Genomic DNA, 23,504 nt, shown 5'->3' on the forward strand with positions numbered 1-23,504 from the left:
TTAGTCTTTCAATTTTTAAGTTCTTCCAGTTCCAGGGAAACACTCTCCCACTCTTCTTCAGCATCCGAAATCTGTTTTTTAAGTTGCTGATGCTGTTCGTACAATTTCATGTCGGATGCTCCTTCAGGCGTAGCCATCTGCATTTCCAGTGCTGCCACTTCCTTTTCCAGACGCTCTATAAGAGCTTCACAATCGGAAACCTGTTTCTCAAGCTTACGGATTTTCTTATTCTGCTCCTTCTGAGCTTCGTACGACAATTTACTCTCACTGGCCTGTGCCGCTGTTTCTTCCTTCTTGACCGACTGAGCAGTCGTAGGCGACTGAGATAGTTGCAGTTCATTGAGGCTTTCCATTTTCTTTTTTTGCAAGAAATCATAAATACCTCCGATATGTTCCTTCACAACACCTCCGCCAAATTCATAAACCTTCGTTACCAGTCCGTCCAGAAACTCACGGTCGTGAGAAACAACAATAACCGTTCCATCAAATTCACGGATAGCTTCCTTCAGTACATCCTTGGAACGCATATCCAAATGATTGGTAGGCTCATCCAGTATCAGCAGATTCACCGGTTCCAGCAACAGCTTAATCATAGCCAAACGGCTCCGTTCACCTCCCGAAAGAACTTTTACTTTCTTATCGGAAGCCTCACCACCGAACATAAACGCACCGAGTATGTCACGTATTTTCAACCGAATATCTCCTTTGGCTACAGAATCAATCGTATCAAACACTGTCAGATTCTCATCGAGCAACTGCGCCTGATTTTGTGCAAAATAGCCTATCTGTACATTATGACCGATAACCAGCTTACCTTCATAAGGAATCTCATCCATAATACACTTTACCAAAGTAGACTTACCTTCACCATTCTTTCCTACAAAAGCAACCTTCTCTCCTCGGTTAATAGTCAGTGTTACATCGTGAAACACTACATGATCACCATAGGCTTTTCGGAGGCCCTCACAGATTACCGGATAATTTCCGGAACGCATGGCAGGAGGAAACTTCAGACGAAGAGCTGAATTATCTTCCTCATCTATTTCAATTGGAACAATCTTCTCCAATTGTTTGATACGACTTTGAACCTGTACAGCCTTTGTTGCCTTATAACGGAAACGTTCAATAAAGTCTTCTGTATCTTTTATCTCTTTCTGCTGATTTTCATAAGCACGCAACTGCTGTTCACGACGTTCTTTACGAAGTACGACAAACTCATCGTAAGGAACTTTATAATCATAGATATGTCCACACGATATTTCTATCGTACGATTAGTCACATTATTGATAAAAGCACGGTCGTGGCTTACCAGTACAACAGCTCCGGGACTCATTTTCAAAAAATTCTCCAGCCACTGAATACTCTCAATATCCAAATGGTTGGTCGGCTCGTCCAACAACAGCACATCAGGACGACGCAACAATAGCTTTGCCAACTCAATACGCATACGCCATCCACCGCTGAACTCACTGGTTGGACGGTCAAAATCGGAACGGCTGAATCCCAAACCGACGAGTGTACGTTCTATTTCCGCCCGATAGTTAGTTCCTCCCATCATCAGGAAGCGTTCGTTATCGTGCGTAAAGCGTTCTATCAGTTCATGATAGCTCTCCGAATCGTAATCCGTACGGTCAGCCAATTCTTGGTTCATCTTAGCCAGCCTGTCTTGCAGCTCAAATATATGTTCGAACGCCATTTCCGCTTCCGCCATAACGGTACGCGTGTCACTTAGAATCATAACCTGAGGCAAATAGCCAATAGTCACACCTCTTTGCACCGCTACACTTCCCTCTGTAGGCTTCTGCAATCCAGCCAGAATCTTCAGCATAGTCGACTTACCGGCACCATTCTTACCGACCAGTGCTATACGGTCTTTCTTATTAATGACAAACGAAACATCCTCGAACAAAGGAGTAACTCCAAACTCAACTTTCAGTCCTTCAATAGAAATCATATATTCGCTCCAACTTTACAAAGTGCAGGCAAAGGTAGCATTTATTTCCTTTTATTTCATACATTTGCCCACACAAATCAAACATTATATCACATTTATGAAAGACACGATAAAAAAAATTCTTTGGATCTCGGCAGGTATATGCATCTGTCATTCTTCAAATGCTCATTTTAAGACGACCCCCGGAATGCCTATTCATATCACCGAAGACGGCAAACTGATTTACTACGCTTACCCCAATGGCGACCGTGTTCCCGATTTTTCTTTTTGCGGCTACCGGCGTTCCGAATATCCTATTCCTTATATCGAAGCCAAAGTATATGTCAATCCAACAGAAGGAGATGCCACTCAACTTATACAAGATGCCATAGACTATGTCAGCTCACTTCCCCTGCAAGCAAACAACTTCCGGGGCGCCGTACAATTATTGCCCGGCACATACAATATAGAAGGACAACTACTGATACGTACAAGTGGAGTGGTCTTACGAGGCAGCGGATGTCATACGTCAGGAGGTACCATTCTACGGGCAAAAGGCTTCACCAAGAACGAACTAATACGCGTTTTGGGATACAACAATGCAACGGCTTCGGAAAAACTGAAAATCAAAGATGAATATGTACCGGTCAATGCAACCTTTATTCCACTGGACAGCACTTACAGCCATCTAAAAGTCGGCGACAAAATACAAATAGTACGTCCTTGTACATCAGAGTGGTTAAAGGAAATAGGGACAGACCAACTTGGTAACCAGCAGGAATACAACTTTTCCAAATGGCAACCCGGACAATACACGATGAAATGGGAACGCAACATTATTCAGATTACCGAAAAAGGAATAAAGATAGATGTTCCTATTACCATGAGCCTTGATCCCCAATACGGAGGAGGATATATCGTTCCCCTACAATGGAAGGGGCGTATATATAATATAGGTATAGAAAACTTATGCTGCATATCCGATTTTGACAAACAGAATACCAAGGATGAAAATCATCGATGGCAAGCAGTAACCTTCAATCATATACAGAATGGCTGGGTAAGAAGAATAGAAGCTCGACATTTTGCAGGCTCTGCAGTTATGCTGCTGGAAGGAAGCAGTCAGATAACAGTAGAAGACTGCAAATATCTTGCACCGATTTCGGAAATAGCCAACCATAGAAGATATGCATTTCATACTCTTGGACAATTAACGCTTTTCCAACGCTGCTATTCAGAAAACGGATATCGGGATTTCAGCGTGGGAAAAGGAGTTCCCGGGCCCAATGCATTTGTACAATGCCATTCGGAATGTCCTTACAGCTTCAGCGGTTCTGCCGGAGGTTTTTCGAATGGTATTCTTATGGATAAAATGACCGTATCGGGAGGAATACTGGAATACGGTTATCGTGATATGGCAGATCAGGGTGCCGGATGGACTGCTGCAAACTCTCTTTTATGGCAAGGACGTGCTTCGCAGACGCATTGTGTCACCCCTCCCACCGCACATAACTGGGCATACGGTATGTGGACACAGCCTTACGGAAACGGATATTACCAGCTTTCACATACATTCATCAAACCGGAAAGCATATTTTATGCTCAACTGGAAGAACGAACTGGTAAAAGTCAGGAAACCGAAACAAAGAAAATATATGTATACCACACACTCGAAACAGCTAAACCTACTGTGGCATATGCAGCTCAAATGTCGAAAGCATCACTTCAGCCAGACATCCGCATGGACCAGTGGATAGACAGCATGATGATATCTTACCCGATAACCTGCAACATAAACCATATTCCCGAAATATCACAAATAAAGAACAAACGAATAAATAAGCGAACTATAACAGAATCGGCTCCTCTTGCCATCAAAAACGGATGGATTGTCCGAGGCAACCAGATTATGACACGGGGCACGTATCCCGGCAAATCAGAACCGGGAACAACCGGATGGCAAGGTACAGGCTCACTTACACTTTTTTATCCGGGAAGAACCGGACGAGGATATACTGAAGAACCCGACAGTATTGCACAATTACTGGAAACATCAGGAAGTCATGTACTTCATCACCGTACAGGACTGTGGTACGAACGCCGACGCAATGACCACGAACGAAACATGCAAGCCGACTCGGAAGTATGGGCTCCTTTCAATGAATATCCCTATAGCCGGAGTGGACAAGGAGAAGCACAAGACCGGCTCAGTAAATACGATTTAACTAAATTCAATCCCTGGTACTGGTACAGACTCAAACAGTTTGTCAATGCAGCCGACCATAAAGGCTTGCTATTATGGCACGACCATTACAACCAACATAATATCATAGAAGAAGGAGCGCACTGGTGCGACTATCCTTGGCGTTCGGCAAACAATATCAACGGAGTGGGATTCCCTGAAAAGACATTGTTTGCCGGCGACAAGCGTGTATACATGGCAGAACAGTTTTATGACATCTCCCGCCCCGTCATCAAGAAATACCACGAACTGTTTATTCGGCAAAGCGTAAATACGTTCCATGACAACAACGGAGTGATACACAGTTTGGGAATGGAGTATACCGGACCATTACACTTTACCCGTTTTTGGCTGGAAACAGTCAGCTCCTGCCCCAACCATCAGCTTATTGCTCTGACAGCAACCAAAGATGTACAAGACTCCATCCTGCAAGACAGCAAGTACAGACCGCTGGTCAATATCATCGATATCCGGCAATGGCATTATCGCAACGACGGAACTACTTACGAACCGCAAGGCGGATGCAGTCTGGCACCTCGCCAGTGGGCCCGCCTCATCAATCCCGGAAACACATCATGCGAAAGCATCTATCGGGCTGTACGAGAATACCGTTCCCGTTATCCGGAAAAAGCTGTAACATACAATGGCCTTATGCCGCGGAATATAGAAGGAAATGCTGCTAACTGGGCCATATTCATGGCAGGTGGTTCTCTTGCCAAAGTGCCTCCTGTAGACGGAATACCTGTTTACGAACTTGCTTCCGATTTTGAACCGATTGAATTCCAGACGCACAACCAGCACCAGTGGGTAATGGGAAAGACCGGCAAAGGATACATTGCTTATTGTTTCCGGCAAGAAGTAACCTTCGACCTACAACATGACAAAAGACAAAAATATAAAATAGCATGGATAGACCCGACAAGCGGAAAAATACTTGAGAAAGGAAAGATTACATCCGGCAAGTCGTCTACCATCACCCTCCATGCTCCACAACGATATTGTGTATGTTTACTTTATTAGGAAAGTATCAAACAAAAAAGATTCCACAAGCAGCATTCTACTTGCGGAATCTTTTTCCTATCTGCGGGAACAAATATATGTTCACTAATTATTCTTCGGTATAACGTTCGATAGTCTGTTCACGGTCCGGACCTACAGATACAATCTTGATAGGAGTACCAAGCTGTTCTTCGAGGAATGAAATGTATGCATTAAATTCTTCCGGGAACTCATCTTCACTTGTCATCTTCGTCATGTCTGTCTTCCAACCCGGCAATTCTACATAAACAGGTTCTACACCTTCAGTTATGTCGAACGGGAAGTAATCTATTTCCTCACCGTTTACCTTGTAAGCCACACAAGCCTTAACAGTATCGAAACCATCAAGTACGTCACTCTTCATCAGGATAAGCTGAGTTACACCGTTTATCATGATAGCATAACGCAGAGCAACCAAGTCAACCCAACCGCAACGACGTTCACGACCGGTTACTGCACCGTATTCATGTCCCAAATCACGGATAGTCTTACCCGTTTCATCGAACAATTCTGTCGGGAAAGGACCTGAACCAACACGTGTACAGTAAGCTTTCATAATACCATATACTTCACCAATTTTGTTAGGACCAAGTCCCAGGCCTGTACAAGCACCAGCACAAATCGTATTAGAAGAAGTTACAAACGGATACGAACCAAAATCTACATCCAGCATAGTACCCTGAGCACCTTCACACAACACACTCTTGCCTTCCTTCAACAGGTTATTGATTTCATGTTCGCTGTCTACCAGCGGGAACTGACGCAAGTATTCGATACCTTCCATCCACTGTTTTTCCAGTTCAGTGATATCGTATTCATAATTCAGACTCTTCAGAATCTTTTCGTGACGTGCCTTAGCAGCTGCATATTTTTCTTCAAAGTTATGCAGAATATCGCCTACGCGAAGACCGTTACGGCTTACCTTATCAGTATAAGTCGGACCGATACCCTTACCGGTAGTACCTACTTTCGAAGCACCTTTTGCAGCTTCGTAAGCAGCATCCAGAATACGGTGAGTAGGCAAAATCAGATGAGCCTTTTTGGAAATGTGCAGGCGCTCCTTCAACGGATGACCGCTTGCTTCCAAAGCTTCAGCCTCAGCTTTGAACAAAGCCGGATCGAGTACCACACCGTTTCCGATAATATTAACTTTATCTCCCTGAAATATTCCCGAAGGAATAGAGCGGAGTACATATTTCTGACCTTCAAATTCCAGAGTATGACCAGCATTCGGTCCTCCCTGAAAACGAGCAACAACATCATAGCGCGGAGTCAATACATCGACTACTTTTCCTTTTCCTTCGTCGCCCCATTGTAAACCTAGCAATACATCTACTTTCATGATTTCCAACTTTTATAATAAGTTTATTTACTTTTCTTACGTTTAGCCGCCATACATTTATTGCACAGTCCATATATATATAAGGAGTAGTGCGAAGCATGAAAACCTTTCAGTTTGGTTTCGGCTATAGCCTGTTTCAAAGCTTCATCTTCGAATTCGGAAACTTTTCCGCACGAAGTACATATCATGTGATGGTGGGTTTCATTGTTATACGAACGCTCGTACTGCGAAGTATTGCCAAACTGGTGCTTGATAACCAGTCCGGCATCAATCAAGAGTATGATTGTGTTATAAAGAGTAGCACGACTTACACGGAATTTCTCTTTCTCAGCCATATAAGAATACAGCATATCTATATCGAAATGTCCTTTTATGGTATAGATAGTGTCGAGTATAGCATAACGCTCGGGTGTCTTCCGATGCCCGTTCTTCTGAAGATAATCCGTCAGAATCTGTTTTGCCTTATCTTTTATATTCTCTTCCATCCGGTAATTCGTTCAGGGTTCAAAGTTAATCTTTTTTGTGTAATTTAGAAAATCAATAAAAGAAAAATTTCTTTATTTCAAGTCGTCTAAACGTCAGTATTCCATATCAGCTTTTATCTCTTCTGCCAGTGCACGTACTGTCTGATTTTCCGATTTCATCCAAAGTCCGAGCTGTTTGCTTACAACTTTTTTGCTTTCCCGCGACTGGTGTGCAAACTTACGCAATGCAACCGCAGCAGCCTTCTGCACCGATGTACAGTTGCCTTCTATCGCTGTATAAGCCTGGTCGAGAAACTCCGCTTCTGCACGTTCGTTCAACTTTTCACCCTTCATCAACAAACGCGCCATCAGCAGAAAGCCACACAACTGAAACATTTCCCGTTCGTCTGCCATCCAGCGGAACACTACTTCCGAAGCGTAAGGCAAACGCTGGAAAAGATTCATGACCGTATACTCTGCCAGTTCCGGATAATCCATTCCTTCAATCCAAATATCGGCTATCTCAGGATAAAACGTTTCGACAGGCTGAAGCAGCCCTGCCATAATCTTACATTCTCTGATATTTTCTTTCCACAATGCCTGAGCCAGTTCATGATTCGGCTCATATTCGGCAGCTATCTCTTTTATACGCGGATATTCGATGCCGAAATTGAGTTTGTACCCCATCCCCTTCTCGCGCATACTCTGCGATATCATGCCATTCATAAAAAGGCGGAACTTCGATTTGATATCTCTAATAACTTCGTGTATATTGTCCATGATAAAAAACGATAAATCCTGTAACAAAAGACTTCTCTCAGGAACAATCTCTTGCTACAGGAAGATAATTATAAATTAGAATAATCCCGGCTATAACGGAGCATCTGCTCGGCATATCCTTCCGTATAAGAAATATGTACGTCTACAATATTTCCTTCGGCATCTGTCTGCGGCGTGTAAACCGGATTCAAGAAGCCTTTATAAGGAGCCAGATGCAAGCTGCGGTAACGTTGCAACACTTCGGCATGCAATACCGGATCAACTTGTACGCCATACTTTTCTACAAGCTGGCGTGCCGCTTCATAATCGCCCTCACTCTTGATACGCTGTATCTCGGCCAACAGCTCACCAAACAGCAAACGCAACTTGGCATAATCGTTGATACGTACATAAGTCTTGCCGTCGCGTACAACCATCTCCACTACATGCTCAGCCTTTCCATGTTCCAAAGCCCAGCGAGCAATCAGTTGGCGGTTACGCATGTGCGCCTCTTCTACCGTACATCCCGGTTCTATGCGTACAAGCTGTGTCATCAGCCCGTTCATCATATACGAATAATATTCAGCTTTGTATGCCTCAGCATCAGGTACAAGCCCCAGCTCTACCATCTTGGCATCAGGCAAGTAATACAGTCCGAACAAATCGGCACGTGCTTCTTCTATTGTCGAGCCATGTGCTTTCAGTGCATCAGGATCTACGCCCGGAAGCAATTTACCCGAACCATGCCCCAGACATTCATGCAAGTCGGTATGCAGGTCATCGGTTATGTCGGCGTATTTCTCCAGCAACAGACGTTCCGTGTCACTATATACAAACTCTTCACGGAAACCGTTTCCACGGGCAGCCTTGTTATAGGCATCTGTCAAATTGCCGATAGTAACCGACTTCGACCCATGTACGCTACGAATCCAGTTTGAGTTAGGGAGATTAATTCCGATAGCGGTCGACGGATATAAATCGCCCGCCAGAATAGCTGCCGTAATTACTTTTGCCGAAACACCTTTCACCTCTTCTTTTTTGAAACGTGCATCAACCGGCGAATGGTCTTCGAACCATTGTGCATTACTGCTGATGGTTTCCGTGCGGTGAGTAGCCTCCATGTCCTTAAAGTTGACTATCGACTCCCAACTGGCTTTCATGCCCAGCGGATCTCCATAGCTTTCGATGAAACCATTGACAAAATCTACCAGCGAACCAGTATCTTTAAGCCATGCTATGGAATATGCGTCGAACACCTTCAGGTCGCCGGTACGATAAAATTCCACAAGCAGACGAATAACCTCACGCTGTGCGTCGTTTTCGGCTACAGCTTCTGCTTTTTCCAGCCACACTATGATTTTCTCAATAGCAGCAGAATACATGCCCCCAACCTTCCAGACCTGCTCATATACACGGCCGTCCTTTTTTACCAGCCGGCTGTTCATGCCATACATTACCGGTTCCGGATCATCTGCCTTCTTCTGAGCGGCATAAAAATCTTCAGCTTCCTGCTGGGTGACTTCCTCGTAGTAGTTGGCAGCCGAAGTCTGTACCAAATCCTCTCCATCAGCCTGATTCACACGTTTGGACATGACAGAGGGATCAAAGATTACCGGAAACAACTTATCGCACATGGCCTGACGCGTTTCTCCCTCTTCAAGGGGAAGCACCTCTTCAGGCAACGACTTGATTACCTCTTCCAGATATGCTGCCGTAAACGCCGGCACGAACTTGTCGCACGCATAATGATGATGAATTCCGTTCGAAAACCATACGCGTTTCAAATAGACTTCCAGCGCACGAAACTGTTCAGTCGTCCGGTCACCTTTAAAAGAAGTATAAACAGCCTCCAGCAAACGGCGTATTTGCAAATTAAACTTACCATTCTGATCAAACAAGATATCTCTTCCTTCCAGAGCAGCCTGCGAAAGATAATACACCAGCTGTTTGCGGCGTAACGACAACTGCTCGAATCCGGGAACCCGATAACGCAATATCTGCAAATCGGCAAACTGTTCTACAGTGTATGAAAACGAATTTTCTGACATATCTCTTTTTTCTTTATATATAAACATCCATTATCTAATAAAAAAGCCTTAAACTAAATGTCATTCCAAGCGCAAAGAAAGAGTAGTCAGAAAAAAGCCTTGCCTGTACCCCTTTCTTCCGTCTGGAATGACATCCCGTTATTTTATTATTGCTAAGTCTTCGTTTGTTCTAGTTGTTATCTATTGTTTTCCAGCTTTCGCCTTCTATAATTATTCGGTGTTTCACCTACATTCTTGTAAAATGCAGCATAGAACGATTGTCGATTAGCAAAACCTACCATCGTACTGATTTCTTCCACATTTTTCTCTGCGTAACGCTTGTCTATCAGCATGTGTAAAGCGTCTTTAATCCGATACTCATTTACCAGGCATGAATAGTTCATTCCGAAACGGGAATTGATGACAGCCGACAAGTAACGGGTGTTAGTTTTAAGCTCTTTCGCAAGGTCTTTTGCCGAGTAATTAGGATCCTTGTACTTCTTTTGAAGAACAATAATGTTCATAATTTTATCATACAATTCATCCGCAAGCTCGGCGCGGATCATGTTACGGTAAGGCGCATCCTTTATCTTCCTCTCCCGAAGATTATAGGGCCTTTTCTCTGAAACCCGACCATATTCGGTCATTAATTTGTCCTCTTCTCTCATCTGTCTTTTTATTTAGATAATGGTTGTTTCTACGCTTTAAAATACTATAATTATACAAAATTGCTAAGAGTTTTTGTATTTTACAACAGAAATACGAGCTTATTTTTGCGTTATATCATTTTTTCACATTTGGAACAGCCTACAAATAAAAGATAAACGATATTTTAAAAGATTGAGCTATCTTTGCCGCCAATTACATAAATATAGAAAATGGTACTGAAAACGCTGAAATCATACTTCGGATATACCCAATTCCGACCGCTACAGGAAGAAATCATTACTCAAATCTTAAATAAGAAAGATACACTTGTACTTATGCCCACCGGAGGAGGCAAATCAATATGCTACCAGCTTCCGGCATTGCTCATGGAAGGAACTGCCATTGTAGTTTCTCCTCTGATATCACTGATGAAGGATCAGGTGGAGAGCTTGCAGGCGAATGGTATCATTGCCCGTGCACTGAACAGTACAAACGATGAAACAGCTGATGCCAATATCCGGTTTGAGTGCAGACAGGGAAGAGTCAAACTGCTCTATATATCGCCCGAAAGGCTCATGACCGAAATAAACTTTCTGCTGAAAGATATCCGTATTTCTCTGTTTGCTATCGACGAAGCGCACTGCATCTCGCAATGGGGACACGACTTCCGTCCGGAATATACCCAACTGAAAGTTCTCCGGCAGCAGTTTCCCGATGTTCCGGTGGTGGCGCTGACTGCTACAGCCGACAAAATTACACGGCAGGATATCATTAAGCAGTTGGACATGAAAGACCCGAAAGTTTTCATTTCTTCTTTCGACCGCCCCAACCTGAGTCTGGACGTGAAACGCGGTTATCAGCAAAAAGAAAAGATGCGTACCATTTTCGATTTCATCGCGCGGCATCGCGGAGAAAGTGGAATTATCTACTGCATGAGCCGCAACAAGACAGAAAAGGTGGCGGAAATGCTGGAGGAGCATGGCATTTCGACAGCAGTCTACCATGCCGGACTCAGCACGGCGGCACGCGAGGCAGCACAAGATGATTTCATCAACGATCGTGTGCAGGTGGTTTGTGCAACGATTGCTTTCGGAATGGGAATAGACAAGTCGAATGTGCGTTGGGTAATTCATTACAACCTGCCCAAAAGTATTGAAAGTTTTTATCAGGAAATCGGTCGTGCGGGACGTGACGGACTTCCCAGCGACACGCTGCTGTTTTATTCTTTCGGCGACATCGTATTGCTCTCGAAGTTTGCAGCCGAAAGCAATCAGCAGGAAATCAATATGGAAAAGCTGAACCGTATGCAGCAATATGCCGAAGCGGATATCTGTCGCCGGCGGATTCTGCTGAACTATTTCGGTGAAACAATGGATCACGACTGTGGAAACTGCGACGTGTGCCGCAATCCTCCCGAACGGTTCGACGGTACCATTATCGTACAAAAGGCGCTGAGTGCCATCGCACGCGCCGACCAGCAGGTAGCTACCAATACGCTGATAGATATACTGAAGGGAGCTGCTACGCAGGAAATCATCGAACGGGGCTACGACAAGCTGAAAACTTACGGTGCCGGACGGGATATTCCGGCTCGCGACTGGCAGGACTACCTGCTGCAAATGCTGAACTTAGGCTACTTTGAAGTGGCGTACAACGAAAAGAATCACCTGAAAATAACCGAAGCCGGACGAAAAGTATTATTCGGACACGAACGTGCTTTGCTGGTTGTCATCAAACGTGAAGATTACACGGAGAAGGCAACAGGAAAAAGACGTAAACAGACTGCCCCGAACGATGTTTTGTTCCCTACTCCAATGGTGTTCGAAAACGAAGACGAACAATTGTTCGAAGAGCTCCGTGCACTGCGAAAAAAACTTGCCGACCAGCAGGCGATACCGGCTTATATCGTGCTTTCCGACAAGACACTTCACCTGCTTGCCTCATCACGCCCGACTACGATAGAAGCCTTCGGAGAAATCAGCGGTATCGGCGAATACAAGAGGGATAAATATGGTAAGGATTTTATCGAAGTGATTCGGAAATTCGTCAGATAGAAAAGAGGAACACAGTCAACTATTTTTACCGAATATAAACAGACAAAACGGTGCTTGATCCAAGGCTTTCAAGCACCGTTTTTACCTTTCCCGCCATTCATAAAGAAAACAAGCAGTCATTTTCAATAAAACGTCGGCACGTTTAAAAAAAATGTGCCGACGTTTTACCCAAAACCTCAGCATCTTTTTTTTTAAATTTGTAATGATTTTCAGCAGAGATTTAAACACTTATCAGTCAATTACTTGCATTTCTTTATTTTTTCCATCAGTTCCAGTCGAGGAATACCCAGTGAAACTGCTTTCTCATAAGCTTCACTTGCCTCATGCTTCTTTTCCATTTGTAAATAAATATCTCCCATTACTACATATGCATCGGCATCCCGGCTATCAAGTTTCAAAGCCTCTTCCAAATCAAGCAAAGCGGCATCGGGCAAGTTCTGCTCCAGCTCCAGATTAGCGCGCATTTTATATAAAGAAGCATCCTTCGGATAATCCTCTATCAGCAAATCCATTCCATTTCGCGCAGCTATATATCTTCCTTCTTTCTGGTCCAGCATAGCCAGTCCCAGACGAGCAGCCTTGTGCTTGGCATCTACACCTAATATTACATTATAGTCGATACGAGCCTCTTTATACTGGCGTCGTTTCATATAAATATAAGCACGAAACAAACGGGCTTCCTTATCGTTCGGCAACAAATCGATTACGTTACAGTAGTCCAAGTAAGCCTTCTCGGTCAGGTTTTTCTCCATATAAAGAGTCGCACGATTCAACAGGATAGCTGTAGCATAGGGAGTAATGTTCAATGCCATGGTATACGATTCTATTGCTTCGTCTATCTTGCCCTGACGTTTCAGTACAGTTCCCAGGTTGGAAAAGAGCAAAGCATTTCGGGCATTGTAAGGGTCAAGCCGCAAAGCTTCGCGAAACAGTTGCTCGGCTTGCTGCAGGCTATCTTTAAATGTATAGTCCATAGCTTTTTCCACCAGCTCGTTGTACGACTGCGCGCGACCGGCTGCCAACGAGAGAACGCATATCAAACATAGAAATATTCTTTTCATCCAGACACAATTTTAATTAAATCTGCAAGCAAAGGTAATGGAATAATCCGTGGGGATAAGTGTATATTAAAAAGTTTTTGTAAGTTTGAACAATCATTTAAACAGAAACCATCATGAAAATAGAAAAAGCCATATTCGCCTGCGGGTGTTTTTGGGGAGCACAATACCAGTTCGAACATGCTAAAGGGGTGGTACGCTCCACTGTAGGTTACATCGGAGGACATAAAGAACATCCCGCCTACGAAGAAGTAAAGGCACATACCACCGGACATGCCGAAGCCACGCTGGTGGAATTTGATGCCGAACAAACATCGTTCACAGAACTGTGCAAGCTCTTTTTCGAGATTCACGATCCGGCACAAACCGACGGGCAGGGTCCCGACATCGGACCGCAATACCGCAGCGAGATATTTTATCTGAATGAAAAGCAGAAACAAGAAGCCGAAGCGGTCATTGCACTACTCCGTGAAAAAGGATATGTGGTGAATACCAAACTTACTCCTGCTACAACTTTCTGGGAGGGAGAAGAGTATCATCAGCACTATTATGACAAGACGGGAGGAGAACCTTACTGCCATATCCGTACAAAGAAATTCTGATTTCAACGGGCATTGAAAGTAACCGGCCTGCATATTCTTCTGTAACAGCAGAAGAAGTCATTATACCCCCGTAACCAAAAGACCGTTGCTGCAAGACATGCAACAACGGTCTTTTGGTTATTATCACTCAAATTCAGCAGTAAGAATGTATCATGCCTTTTTGATATAGTCAACAATCCATGCACCTACTTCCTTTGTTCCATATTTAGGCTTACCTTCTACCTGAATTTCGGGAGTACGCACATATGCGTCGAGCGACGCATCGACTGCCTTACGAATCAACGCACCTTCTTCTTTCAGGTCAAAATACTCGAACAACATGGCTACGGACAGAATCTGTGCCAGCGGATTGGCGATGTTCAATCCCTTAGCCTGCGGCCATGATCCGTGGATAGGTTCAAATACCGGAGTGCTTTCACCAGTAGAAGCCGAAGGCAGCAATCCCATAGAACCGCTGATGCAAGAGCCTTCGTCGGTCAGGATATCTCCGAATGTGTTCTCTGTAACCATTACATCGAAGAAAGTAGGTTCCTGAATCATACGCATGGCAGCGTTGTCTACAAACATATAGTCAGTAGTTACCTCCGGATAAGAAGGAGCCATTTCCTGAGCAATCTGACGCCACAGACGAGAAGATGCCAGTACGTTTGCCTTGTCGACTACCGTCAGATGCTTGCGGCGTTTCATGGCATATTCGAAACCAACCTTCAGGATTCGTTCGATTTCAGGACGAGTATACATGTTGGTATCGTAAGCCTTGTCGTTGTCCTGATATTTTTCTCCGAAATACATACCACCGGTCAGTTCACGGATGCAGAGAAAATCGGCACCTTCTACCAGTTCGGCGCGCAAAGGTGACTTATGCAACAAGCATTTGAAAGTCTGAACCGGACGGATATTGGCAAACAATCCCAGTTTCTTACGCATGGCGAGCAATCCCTGTTCCGGACGAACCTTCGCAGTCGGATCGTTGTCAAATTTAGGATCGCCTACAGCCGAGAACAATACAGCATCGGCATTCTTACATACTTCGTAGGTTGCTTCCGGGAACGGGTCACCTACCTTATCGATAGCATCCGCACCGCAAAGCGCATATTCGTAGCTTACTTTATGACCAAATTTCTCACATACAGCCGACATTACATCTACTCCCTGAACAGAGATTTCAGGACCGATTCCGTCGCCAGCCAATACAGCTATTTTAAAATCCATAGTTTTAGTATTTATTTTATTCTTCTATAATGTTAAGCATTTTTATCGTTGCCTTGATGGCTGCCTCCGTCTGGTCAGCATCAAAGCCGCGGGTACGGAATTCTCTGTCCCCGTAATTCCATGTAATGACTGTCTGCACAAAGGCGTCCGTACGTCCGCCGGGAGGAATAGTCACCGCATAATTCACGAGCATAGGGAAGGTACGTCCCAGTATACCTTTGTAAATTTTTCGTAACGCACGCACAAAGGCATCGTACTGTCCGTCGCCGGAAGAGCTTTCCTGATATACCTTTCCATCTATCTCGATGCTCAGTGTAGCCATAGGCTTGAGTCCTTTTGCCAAAGTGACAAAATAGCTCAACAGTTTCACCTTATTGGTTGTGGTATCGTGTTTCAGCACATCGGATATGATGTAAGGCAAATCTTCCTGCGTAACCTGTTCCTTACGGTCACCCAGCTCGATGATACGGTCGGTTACCTTCTTCATCGACTCTTCATCCAGCTCCAGTCCCAGGCTCTCCAGGTTCTTCCGTATATTTGCTTTACCGGAATTCTTACCCAACGCATACTCACGTATTCTGCCAAAACGTTCAGGAAGCAGGTCGTTGCAATACAAGTTATTCTTGTTATCGCCATCAGCATGTACTCCGGCCACCTGAGTAAATACGCTGTCGCCTACAATCGGCTTGTTGGCAGGAATAGTTACTCCCGAATAAGACTCTACCATACGGCTGACTACATTCAGGCGACTTTCATCGATATTGGTTATAGCATGGAAGTGGTCTTTCAAGATAGCCTGTACACTGGCCAGCGGTGCATTACCCGCGCGCTCACCCAAACCGTTGATGGTGGTATGCAATCCTTTCACTCCACTCAGAACAGCTGCCAGCACATTACTTACAGCCAAATCATAATCGTTGTGTGCATGAAAATCGAAATGCAAATCGGGATAACGCTTTTTCATCTTCCGCATATATTCGATAACCTGCAACGGATTGAGGATACCCAGTGTATCCGGTAACATGAAACGCTTTATTCCACAATCTTTCAGCCCGTCCATCAATCCAAACACATAATCGGGAGAATCTTTTATGCCATTACTCCAGTCTTCCAGATAGACATTGACATCCATTCCCTTTTCACGGGCATAGTGAACTACCTTCTGAATATCTGCCAAATGCTGGTTTAATGTTTTTTTCAGCTGAAACGTACAGTGCTTTTCCGAACCTTTCGTCAGCAGATTGATCACCCGGCATCCCGCATTGTAAATCCAGTCGACAGACACATTTCCGTCGACAAATCCCAACACTTCTACCCGAGATAACATTCCCCGACGAGCTGCCCAGTCGCAAATCATTTTTACTGCTTTCGATTCTCCTTCAGACACACGTGCCGAAGCTACTTCAATACGGTCGACTTTCAAGTCTTCCAGCAGTAAACGGGCTATCATTAATTTTTCATGGGGTACAAATGACACTCCGCTGGTCTGTTCGCCGTCGCGGAGTGTTGTATCCATGATTTCTATTCTCGGATGATTGTTCATTGAAATTGTTTAATTAGTTACGAGCTTTTTCGTAAGCTTCTATTTTATCTTTATTTTCTACCAGAAAATCGATGTCGTCGAGTCCGTTCATCAAGCAATGTTTCTTGTAGGCATTGATTTCAAATTTCTCGGACTTACCTGTTGCTTTATTGGTAATGGTCTGTTCAGGTAAATTCACTTCGACCTCAGTTTTCGGATCGGCATAGATGGAATCGAACAACTCTTTCAGGAAACCTTCGCTTACGACTACCGGCAACACAAAATTGTTCAGTTCGTTATTTTTATGGATATCGGCAAAGAAGCTCGATACGACCACACGGAAACCATAACCTGCGATGGCCCATGCTGCATGTTCACGGCTTGAACCACTGCCGAAATTCTTTCCGGCTACCAGAATCTGTCCGCTATAGGCTGGATTATTCAGTACAAAATCTTTGTTCAGTGAGCCATCCGGATTATAACGCCAGTCGCGGAAAAGATTATCGCCAAAGAACTTTTCATCGCGGGTAGTTGCTTTCAGGAAGCGTGCCGGAATAATCTGGTCTGTATCCACATTTTCCAATGGCAAAGGAATACAAGTACTTGTTATGATGTTGAATTTCTGTTTCATAATGATGCACAATTTTACGAATTACATAAGTGTTCTGGGATCGGTTATTACTCCGGTTACGGCGGCAGCGGCGGCAGTCAGCGGACTGGCAAGCAAGGTGCGAGAACCTGGTCCCTGACGTCCTTCGAAGTTTCGGTTGCTGGTAGAAACTGAATATTTTCCTGCCGGAATCTTATCGTCGTTCATGGCAAGACAAGCCGAACATCCCGGCTGGCGGATTTCGAAACCTGCTTCTTCCAAAACCTTATCCAGTCCTTCCTGACGAATCTGCTCGTCTACCATCCACGAACCCGGAACAAGCCAGGCTGTGATATTATCGGCTTTCTTTCGTCCCTTCACGATAGAAGCAAAAGCTCGGAAGTCTTCGATACGTCCGTTGGTACATGCTCCGAGGAATACATAATCCACTTTCTTACCCAGCAAAGATTCGCCCGGCTGGAAACCCATATAGTGCAAAGACTTTTCGAATGAGCTCTTTTCTACCTCACTCATGCCTTCTGTAGTAGGAATATGGTCGGTAATAGCCATTCCCATACCCGGATTGGTTCCGTAAGTAATCATTGGCTGAATATCGGCTGCATCGTAACGGACTTCTTTATCGAATACGGCATCATCGTCACTCTTCAGTGTTTTCCAGTAAGCAAGTGCCTTGTCCCATTCTTCTCCCTTCGGTGCATATTCGCGTCCCTTGATGTATTCGAAGGTAACTTCATCCGGAGCAATCATACCTCCACGAGCTCCCATTTCGATACTCAGGTTACACAAGGTAAGACGTCCCTCCATGGTCAGACTGCGGATGGCCTCGCCCGCATATTCTACAAAATATCCGGTTGCACCGCTTGTCGTCATTTTCGACATCATGTAGAGTGCTACATCTTTTGCCGTTACACCTTTACCCAGTTTCCCGTCGATAGTGATGCGCATGGTCTTCGGACGTGCCTGAAGAATACACTGTGAAGCCATAACCATTTCTACCTCACTGGTACCGATACCGAAAGCAACTGCTCCCATAGCTCCATGAGTAGAAGTATGCGAGTCACCACAGACAATGGTCATTCCCGGCAAAGTAAGTCCTCTTTCCGGACCAACTACATGAATGATACCATTCTTCTTGTTCATCATGCCGAAGTGAGTCAGACCGAAATCGGCAGCATTCTTGGCAAGTGTATCCACCTGTGTACGAGAAATAGGATCTTCAATCGGTTTGTCCTGATCGTGAGTCGGAGTATTATGGTCGGGCATACAGTAAATCTTTTCCGGACGGAAACATTTCAATCCGCGAGCCCGCATACCAGCAAATGCCTGAGGACTTGTCACCTCATGGCAGTAAAGGCGATCAATATACAATTGAGTAGGTCCTTCCTCTACTTTCTGCACTACATGTGCATCCCATATTTTGTCGAATAATGTATTAGCCATACTTAAAATCTCATTATATTATTTTCTGAATTTATTGATACAATCTATATAAGCTTCTACAGATGCCGCGATGATATCGGTATTGGCTCCGAAACCGTAATACATCTGTCCGTCGTATTCTACCTGCATGTGAACTTTACCTACATCATCACTACCCTTGCTGATAGCCTGAATGGTAAATTCTTTCAGGGTCATCTGACGCTTGATAATCTGTTTTACAGCCTTGATGGCAGCGTCTACCGGACCGTTACCCGTTGCTGCTGCTTCAAAGTGCTCGCCGGAAATATTCAGTCCCAGACTGGCAACCGAACGAACTCCCACACCACTGGTCACCTGAAGATATTCCAGCTTGATGTGATGGTTCACATTGCGGTCGGCTCCGGCAAGTACAAGTATATCATCATCGGTAATGTCTTTCTTCTTGTCGGCAAGTTTCAGGAAATCCTCGTATACCTTATCCAGTTTTTCCTGATTCATTTCAACACCCAGTACATGCAGACGGTGTTTCAATGCCGCACGACCACTGCGGGCTGTCAGTACAATAGCATTATCGTCTATACCTACATCCTTCGGATCGATAATTTCATACGTCTGCACATTCTTCAGCACACCGTCCTGATGAATTCCTGATGAGTGGGCAAAAGCATTACGTCCTACAATGGCCTTATTGGGCTGAACCGGCATATTCATCAGGCTGGAAACCATTCGGCTGGTAGGATAAATTTTCTGGGTATTGATGTTGGTATCGATGTCAATGCCGTGATGGCAACGTAAAATCATGGCAACTTCTTCCAGGGCTGTATTTCCGGCACGCTCGCCGATACCATTGATGGTTACTTCTACCTGACGGGCACCGTTCAATACTCCACTGATGGTATTGGCTGTTGCCATGCCCAAGTCGTTATGACAATGGGTAGAAATGATTGCTTTGTCGATTCCGTCGACATGATCTATCAGGTATTTTATCTTGGCACCATATTCATCGGGTAAGCAATATCCTGTTGTATCGGGGATATTGACAACCGTAGCTCCTGCTTTGATGACAGCTTCTACTACACGAGCCAGATATTCATTTTCTGTACGACCGGCATCTTCCGCATAGAATTCTACGTCTTCTACGTACTGCTTAGCATATTTTACGGCCGCTACTGCACGCTCGATTATCTCTTCACGAGTAGAATTGAATTTATACTTGATATGAGGATCCGATGTTCCAATCCCCGTATGAATACGTTTGTGCTTGGCAAACTTCAATGCTTCGGCAGCCACATCAATATCTTTTTGAACAGCACGCGTCAAAGCACAGATGGTAGGCCAAGTTACGGCTTTCGAAATTTCAATTACAGAATTAAAATCGCCCGGACTTGATATAGGAAATCCTGCCTCTATCACATCTACTCCCAAAGCTTCGAGCTGCTTTGCTACCTGAATTTTCTCGACTGTATTCAACTGGCAACCGGGAACCTGTTCTCCGTCGCGCAACGTCGTATCAAAAATAAATAATCTGTCGCTCATAAACGTATATCTTTATATTATTTTATTTAAGCAAAAAGCCTTTCGCACCAGAAGTGAGAAAGGCTTTATATCATAAATCTTATACCGTCATGCACACGGCTCACTTCCCACTGGTTGCACCAATAGAATAATAATACCGCATAGCAAAATATGTATAAGAAATGTATTCATTATTATCTTTTATTTGTCTTAAACGCTTGCAAAGGTAGAGAATATTTCAACATCACAAAATAAAATGAAAGTTTTTTATTCATTTTAGCAACAAATTAGTATTTCGCACGTTATTTTAGACGTAATTCATACAAACAAGCCTCTACTTCGGCGTTGCTTCCCATGTGTTTTCCCATATCATCTGATAATTTGACACATTCTCTCCATTCTTGGTTAATATTCATCTTACAACGGGATAATTTCATAACAATATTTGAGGGATGATACCCTGTATCATTTGTCAGATTCGTACCGATACCAAAAGAACAGTTTATCTTGTCTTTACAATAATCGAAGATATGTAATGCCTTCTCAAAATCGAGTGCATTGCTGAAAATAATCGTTTTAGTCTGCGGATTAATGCCTAATTCCTTGTAACGAGCAGTAAGCCGGTCGATGAATTCAAATTCGTTACCCGAATCACATCGTACCCCGTCGAAAAGCTTAGCTTGCTTCCTGCTGAAATTAGACAAGAAGGAGTCGGATGTATACGTATCCGAAAGGGCTGTACCCAAATCACCATCGTATACATTTACCCAGTTTTCAAGTGCCATGTAATTAGCATGTTTATAACCAAACTGTGCTCCATGAAACATAAACCATTCATGCGGATGGGTTCCCATCGGACGCATATCGTATTTCATGGCAAGATAGCAGTTTGATGTTCCGGTACAGTAACGGGCATGTTCCTTCAGATAAGCTACTACAATATCGTGCACATCAAACGAGAACCGGCGCCGAGTACCAAACTCAGAAAATGGCATATGGTGCTCATTCGATAATTCAACTTTTCCTGCCAGCTTGGCTAAAATAGATTCTTTATCCGGAACCCTGTTCAAGAACTGGTTCTTGATTTCCGAAACAATCGCCAGCAAAGGAACTTCATATAGTGTTACCTTATATAAGTAATCGGTTACTTCTATATGCAAATGATGTTGCTCGTCCAGACATACTTCTATTTTATCGGGATCGAAACGGAAAGAAGATAACCATTCCCAGTAAATCCGCGGTAAAAAACGACAATGTGAAAACATATATTCCAGTTCTTCTTTACGAAGCGATACCAACGACAAATTGTGTATCTCACTTTTCAATGCTTCCAGAAAGCCTTCTGTATATTCTGTTTCATCCCGATCCTTGAATGTGAATGTTCCCCATGCATAGGGAAAAAGTTTGATATAAGCGTACGAAGTAGTAAATTTATATAAATCTGTATCTAAAATAGTTTTTATCACCATAACATTGTTTTTATTTCTTTCTGTAAATATAAGCAAGAAAAATTACTTCCAGCAATTCTGACAGATTTTTTACTTTAATTTCAATGCTACGATACAATCGGCCGACGGCTTCAAGTTTGCTGTATGCAATACAATTCCTCCATCAATCTTTTCCCATTTCACCTTTTCTCCAGAGTCGAACAAGGTGGAAGACACAACTTTTTCAGTCAATGGTAAAGTTACAAACTGAGGCATCTGGTCTGCCAGCAAGTGCACATAAAGCATATTGTCCTTACGGGTAGTGGTTCCCCATGAAGCTGTTACGACATTGCCACCAGTCGAACCATAGATAGTTTCTCCATATTTATCCATCCATTCACCTATTCCTTTTAGTCGTTCGACTGCCACGGCAGGCAGTTCACCGTTAGGCTGAGGACCGATATTCATCAACAGATTAGCACCTTTGCCAGCTGCACGCACCAGCAGACGTATCAGTTCGGTAACCGATTTATAATTCTGGTCTTTTATTTTGTACCCCCACATTCCATTCATCGTTTCACATGTTTCCAACGGCAAGGCACTGATTGACTGTCCAGAAAGTCCTGCCGTATTCTCTCCGGGAAGATCACGTTCAAACATTTGGAAATCCTCACCCGGGAAAGGCGTTTTATGATGGTTATTTCCAATCAAACAAGCGGGCTGCAATTTATGAATCAAGGCATATTGTTCCTTCAGTCCCCAGTCAAAATCGTCAGGCTGATCCCATAACCCATCGAACCAGATAGCTCCTATCGGACCGTAATTGCTTAGTAATTCAGTCAGCTGATTATTCATAAACTGATAATACGTGCTCCATTCCCCATGAGAAGTACGTCCGGTTCCACGCCCTGTTCTTCCCAAAGGATAATAATCCTCTCTTGTCCAGTCCAAATGTGAATAATACAAATGCAACTTGATGCCTTGCTTTTGGCATTCTTCTGCCAGTTCTTTAATAATATCTCGTTTAAACGGGGTAGCGTCTACAATATCATAATCAGAATATTTGGTATCAAACATCGAGAATCCTTCGTGATGCCGGGAAGTAAAACAAATATATTTTGCTCCCGAAGCTTTGATAGCTGCAACCCAGTCGTGTGCATTGAAACGGGAAGGATAGAAAGCGGATGCCGCTTTCGCATATTCATGACAGTCAATATTCTCATTAGTCATATACCATTCTCCTTGTCCGAACATACTATAAAGTCCCCAATGAAGAAAGATACCGAATTTACTGTCCTGAAACTCTTTTCGTGCCTGCAAATTTTCAGGAGCAGGTACATAGTCTGCTACTGGTGCTTGTGCATAGAGAGATGAAACGCCCAAAAGTCCACTAAAACAAATTGTCTGCCAAAAGCGAAAGATACGTGTTTTCATATTTACTTTATAGTTATTATTGAAAATTAGATTTAGTTTTTCAAAGGTACAATAAAAATTCGAGTTTTTCATCAGACAGTCAAGCAATGATCTAATTCTTGCTAATGTCCCTCTCCCCAAATTCAATGGACAGAAACATCTCAAGTACCATTGTCATCATTTCCTGAGCATCCGGAGAAAGCCCCTGCGGGAGGGGG

17 protein-coding genes are annotated in these 23,504 nt (G+C 43.8%); 3 read left to right on the plus strand and 14 right to left on the minus strand.

Features of this window, described 5'->3' with window-relative positions; all coding sequences use genetic code 11:
* Nucleotides 1-8: 8 nt before the first annotated feature.
* Nucleotides 9-1,955, minus strand: a complete 1,947-nt coding sequence (gene abc-f / locus WKT12_RS08840; RefSeq protein WP_340319452.1) for a ribosomal protection-like ABC-F family protein — start codon at nucleotides 1,953-1,955, stop codon at nucleotides 9-11.
* A gap of 97 nt (nucleotides 1,956-2,052) precedes the next feature.
* On the opposite strand from abc-f, the gene WKT12_RS08845 reads away from it, so the two are divergent.
* Complete coding sequence (locus WKT12_RS08845) at nucleotides 2,053-5,196, plus strand: DUF6298 domain-containing protein (protein ID WP_340319453.1); 3,144 nt, start codon at nucleotides 2,053-2,055, stop codon at nucleotides 5,194-5,196.
* 88 nt (nucleotides 5,197-5,284) lie between these two features.
* Here WKT12_RS08845 and WKT12_RS08850 read toward each other — a convergent pair whose 3' ends face one another.
* From WKT12_RS08850 to WKT12_RS08870, 5 genes are all read right to left on the minus strand, one after another.
* Nucleotides 5,285-6,556, minus strand: a complete 1,272-nt coding sequence (locus WKT12_RS08850) for an adenylosuccinate synthase (RefSeq protein ID WP_340319454.1) — start codon at nucleotides 6,554-6,556, stop codon at nucleotides 5,285-5,287.
* A 23-nt stretch (nucleotides 6,557-6,579) separates the two neighbouring features.
* On the minus strand, nucleotides 6,580-7,041 hold the full coding sequence (locus tag WKT12_RS08855) for a Fur family transcriptional regulator (RefSeq protein WP_340319455.1): 462 nt from the start codon (nucleotides 7,039-7,041) through the stop codon (nucleotides 6,580-6,582).
* A gap of 93 nt (nucleotides 7,042-7,134) precedes the next feature.
* Nucleotides 7,135-7,800 (minus strand): DNA alkylation repair protein, encoded by a 666-nt coding sequence (locus WKT12_RS08860; protein ID WP_021970472.1) that lies wholly within the window; start codon nucleotides 7,798-7,800, stop codon nucleotides 7,135-7,137.
* Between the two features lie 68 nt (nucleotides 7,801-7,868).
* Nucleotides 7,869-9,827, minus strand: coding sequence for a dipeptidyl-peptidase 3 family protein (locus WKT12_RS08865; RefSeq protein ID WP_340319456.1), 1,959 nt, complete (start codon nucleotides 9,825-9,827; stop codon nucleotides 7,869-7,871).
* 176 nt (nucleotides 9,828-10,003) lie between these two features.
* Nucleotides 10,004-10,474: a helix-turn-helix domain-containing protein gene (locus WKT12_RS08870; protein ID WP_021971557.1), complete on the minus strand. Its 471-nt coding sequence runs from the start codon at nucleotides 10,472-10,474 to the stop codon at nucleotides 10,004-10,006.
* 210 nt (nucleotides 10,475-10,684) lie between these two features.
* Here WKT12_RS08870 and recQ point away from each other — a divergent pair, with 210 nt between their 5' ends.
* Entirely contained in the window at nucleotides 10,685-12,508 is a 1,824-nt protein-coding gene (gene recQ / locus WKT12_RS08875) for a DNA helicase RecQ (protein WP_340319457.1), read from the plus strand.
* Between the two features lie 239 nt (nucleotides 12,509-12,747).
* Here the strand turns inward: recQ and WKT12_RS08880 are convergent, their stop codons facing one another.
* The gene (locus WKT12_RS08880) at nucleotides 12,748-13,569 is read right to left on the minus strand and encodes a tetratricopeptide repeat protein (RefSeq protein ID WP_021971062.1); all 822 of its coding nucleotides are present in this window, start codon (nucleotides 13,567-13,569) and stop codon (nucleotides 12,748-12,750) included.
* 113 nt (nucleotides 13,570-13,682) lie between these two features.
* Between WKT12_RS08880 and msrA the strand changes: the two genes are divergently transcribed.
* On the plus strand, nucleotides 13,683-14,168 hold the full coding sequence (gene msrA, locus WKT12_RS08885) for a peptide-methionine (S)-S-oxide reductase MsrA (RefSeq protein WP_021971063.1): 486 nt from the start codon (nucleotides 13,683-13,685) through the stop codon (nucleotides 14,166-14,168).
* Nucleotides 14,169-14,318: 150 nt separating this feature from the next.
* Here msrA and leuB read toward each other — a convergent pair whose 3' ends face one another.
* The 7 genes from leuB to WKT12_RS08920 all read right to left on the minus strand — a co-directional run bounded on the left by leuB (nucleotide 14,319) and on the right by WKT12_RS08920 (nucleotide 23,307).
* The gene (leuB, locus tag WKT12_RS08890; RefSeq protein WP_021971064.1) at nucleotides 14,319-15,380 is read right to left on the minus strand and encodes a 3-isopropylmalate dehydrogenase; all 1,062 of its coding nucleotides are present in this window, start codon (nucleotides 15,378-15,380) and stop codon (nucleotides 14,319-14,321) included.
* 16 nt (nucleotides 15,381-15,396) lie between these two features.
* Nucleotides 15,397-16,923 (minus strand): alpha-isopropylmalate synthase regulatory domain-containing protein, encoded by a 1,527-nt coding sequence (locus WKT12_RS08895; RefSeq protein ID WP_021971065.1) that lies wholly within the window; start codon nucleotides 16,921-16,923, stop codon nucleotides 15,397-15,399.
* Between the two features lie 13 nt (nucleotides 16,924-16,936).
* Complete coding sequence (leuD, locus tag WKT12_RS08900) at nucleotides 16,937-17,533, minus strand: 3-isopropylmalate dehydratase small subunit (RefSeq protein WP_340319458.1); 597 nt, start codon at nucleotides 17,531-17,533, stop codon at nucleotides 16,937-16,939.
* Between the two features lie 21 nt (nucleotides 17,534-17,554).
* Complete coding sequence (gene leuC, locus WKT12_RS08905; RefSeq protein WP_340319459.1) at nucleotides 17,555-18,952, minus strand: 3-isopropylmalate dehydratase large subunit; 1,398 nt, start codon at nucleotides 18,950-18,952, stop codon at nucleotides 17,555-17,557.
* Nucleotides 18,953-18,970: 18 nt separating this feature from the next.
* A complete protein-coding gene (locus WKT12_RS08910) occupies nucleotides 18,971-20,467 on the minus strand; it encodes a 2-isopropylmalate synthase (RefSeq protein ID WP_340319460.1) in 1,497 nt (498 codons plus the stop codon).
* Nucleotides 20,468-20,748: 281 nt separating this feature from the next.
* A complete protein-coding gene (gene pncB, locus WKT12_RS08915; RefSeq protein ID WP_021970834.1) occupies nucleotides 20,749-21,915 on the minus strand; it encodes a nicotinate phosphoribosyltransferase in 1,167 nt (388 codons plus the stop codon).
* A 69-nt stretch (nucleotides 21,916-21,984) separates the two neighbouring features.
* Nucleotides 21,985-23,307, minus strand: coding sequence for an alpha-L-fucosidase (locus WKT12_RS08920; RefSeq protein WP_340319461.1), 1,323 nt, complete (start codon nucleotides 23,305-23,307; stop codon nucleotides 21,985-21,987).
* Nucleotides 23,308-23,504 lie beyond the last annotated feature (197 nt).

It is taken from the genome of Phocaeicola sp. HCN-6420 (assembly GCF_037890145.1).
In the GTDB taxonomy this organism is placed as follows: domain Bacteria; phylum Bacteroidota; class Bacteroidia; order Bacteroidales; family Bacteroidaceae; genus Phocaeicola.